2 protein-coding genes are annotated in these 2,619 nt (G+C 67.6%); both read right to left on the minus strand.

From position 1 onward, the window contains the following. A partial coding sequence (locus tag ACWDAK_RS40980; RefSeq protein ID WP_427396326.1) for a TolB family protein occupies nt 1–884 on the minus strand: 884 nt, incomplete at its 3' end. Nucleotides 885–1,787: 903 nt separating this feature from the next. Further along, nucleotides 1,788–2,423 carry a hypothetical protein gene (locus ACWDAK_RS40985; protein ID WP_344641595.1) on the minus strand — a complete coding sequence of 212 codons (636 nt, stop codon included), beginning with the start codon at nt 2,421–2,423 and terminating at the stop codon, nt 1,788–1,790. Nucleotides 2,424–2,619 lie beyond the last annotated feature (196 nt).

Genomic DNA, 2,619 nt, shown 5'->3' on the forward strand with positions numbered 1-2,619 from the left:
GCCAGCGGCGTGCCCTCGGCGACCTGCACAAGCTCGGTCGGGCACACGGCCATCCCCGCGGTCAGGTTGCGGTGCTCCGGCGCCGGCCCGGCATCTGGCACGGTGATGTCGAAGACCGCCGTCCCGCCGACCGGCCCGGGCGGTGTGACCGCCAGATAGGACAGGTGCCACGTGTCCCCGGAACGCCACCAGGTTGCTGAGCAGGCGTCCATACCGACCGGGCCCAGGTCATGCACTTTGGCAGTGTGCGGATCGACCAGGTGCAGTTCCGCGGCGAACGCCCCGAAGTCCTCTTCCGGGCCCGCCCAGCTGAGCACCGCCAGCGGGCCGCCGTCCGGCCGCTGCACCACCTCCACCACGTGCCGCTCACCGAGACCGGCCACCGAACGCAGCTCACCGCTGTCGAGGTCGAGTAGCCGCAGCCGCGCCGGGTGTGCGTGCTCGCCCCACACCACCGCGTCATCGCCCTCGGCCCACCGACGCTCGTCCTCGGTGTCCGGTTCATCGACGGCAACCACCGCGACCGCCCGGCCGTCGGCCAGCAGCCGGAAACCGGCGACGCCGCCGCGCCAAGCGGTCACCTCCTCCGCCGACCCGTCACCGAGCCGCAGACGGTGCAACTGCCGACCAGTGAGAAAGTACAACGACCCTGAGTCCGGAGCCCACTGCGGAGCCCCGACCCACCGGCTGCCGTCCGTCAACTGCCGCGGAGTCGAACCACCGGCGGCATCCGCCAGCCACAGCGCACTCACCAAGCGTTCTCTGACACCAACGGTCTTCACCGCGTAGGCGACCAGGCGACCGTCCGGCGAGACCACGGGGTACAGCGGCGCCAGGCTGTCCACCATCAATTCGGCCAGCAACTCCATGGACACCTCGGTCACTTGGCTCCCCCGATCCGCAGCTACGTGTCCGCACATCCTGCCGCACGACCCAGAACTCGAACGCCGTCGGGGTGCGTTCAGCACCCGCCGAGGTTCAGAAACAGGCACTTACGGTGACACCGGAGGCGGATAGCCCAGCCCCGCAGTGTCCTGGCACCCGAGTTGTGCGGGAGGCCCCACTTCCATGCCCAGCCGACCAGAGGATCACCCGACCGAGACAGCAGACTCGAACTCACGATCACCCAGCTCGATTGAGCAACGGCTTCTGACCACCACTCAACCAACCTGACCAGCACATCCCCCAGGCCGACAAACCACCAACTCACCCGTCCAGCGCGGGCTGGCGGCCTCGGTTGCACCCGCCCAGCATCGGGAGCGGCGGCCATGTGGGTGGACGGAGCAATAGGCGGCGATCGCAACAGCGGGAGGGGCAGGCCAGTGGCCCGCCCCTCCCGATCGCCGTTCAGCCTTCCCGGGCAACCGACGGTCGCCCCCGGCAAGGCCACGATCAGCCTGTGTCCAGCACCGTACCCCACCGGTCTGCCTCCGTGTCGAGGTTCAACGCCACCGGTAGGAGGTGCCGGTCGTCTCATCGCCAGGAGCAGCAGCGGGCCGCCGGTGGGCGCGCCAAACCGTCCCCGACCTACCAACGATCAGCGAACCTGACCACCGCTCAAACAACCTGACCAACCCTGCTCAGCACTGCCAACAATCGGAACAGCGACCCAGAAACGACCGGCACACGAAACTGATCAGCCCAGCTCACATCACCCCACCCTGATCAGAAAAAACGCCCTTGGACAGCGGCTCGCCGAGCACGGCGTGGAGTGGGCGTAGCAGCCGGGTGGTGGTGGGCTTATCCCGCTGTTTCCTTGGACCGCCCGCCGCGAACGTGTGCCTGGTCTACGGGTGGTAGGCCTGGGTGATCGAGGTGATCACGTTCTGGCTGCTGGCCGTGATGAGGTACTGGTTGCCGAAGCAGCCCCCGGGTGCGGCCACGACGCTCGGATTGTGCAGGCAGTCGTCCTGCTGCTTCATGAACGCGTCCAGGCTGACCGGGACCGGTGTGGCACCCTTCAGCACGTACGTCTTGACGTCGTTGCTGAACGTGTAGACAACCGGGCTGCCGTAGCTCTCGTGGTAGCCGTCGTCCGGGACGTCGGAGCCGCAGACGAACTTGGTGGGCTTGGCCTTCATCCATACCGAGGTCTGGTAGCCGTTGTCGGTGGCCTCCACCACCACCTGGCCCGCGAGACCCTGCTTCGCCGCCGCAGTGCAGTCCTGACCCGCGGTGGCACCGCCCGACGGCTTCACACCGGTCGGCTTGCCGCTCGGCTTCGCCGTACTGGTCGGCTTCGCCGCACCGGTGGGCGCGGTCGAGATGGCGGGGACCGGCTGGGCCCCGCCGCCGGTGGAGGCCGCAGCGCCAGCCGTCGGCGAACCGGCGGCACCGTTGGTCTCGTCCGGACCGCAAGCGGTCAGGACGAGACCAACGAACACAGTAGCGACAACGGCTGCGGCAAGACGGTTGGCCTTCATGACGAGTTCCCCCAAAGAGCGGTGAGCGATACTGACCGGCCGTCACGGCCGACCACTCATCTCTACACAACAAGCGCCGGCACAGATCGCCCTGTTGCGCTCCTGTGAGTGTGTCCTGAACGTGAAAGGGAGTTATTGGTAGTGAACTTCTAATTGCGGTGCTGTGCGAGAGATGAAGGTTTGGCCCTTCGGAGCC

The sequence above is a fragment of the Kitasatospora sp. NPDC001175 genome (assembly GCF_053598215.1).

Bases quoted from the DNA above. Each gene is read 5' to 3' on its own strand.
- ACWDAK_RS40985 (WP_344641595.1), bottom strand. From the start codon at position 2,423: ATGAAGGCCAACCGTCTTGCCGCAGCCGTTGTCGCTACTGTGTTCGTT.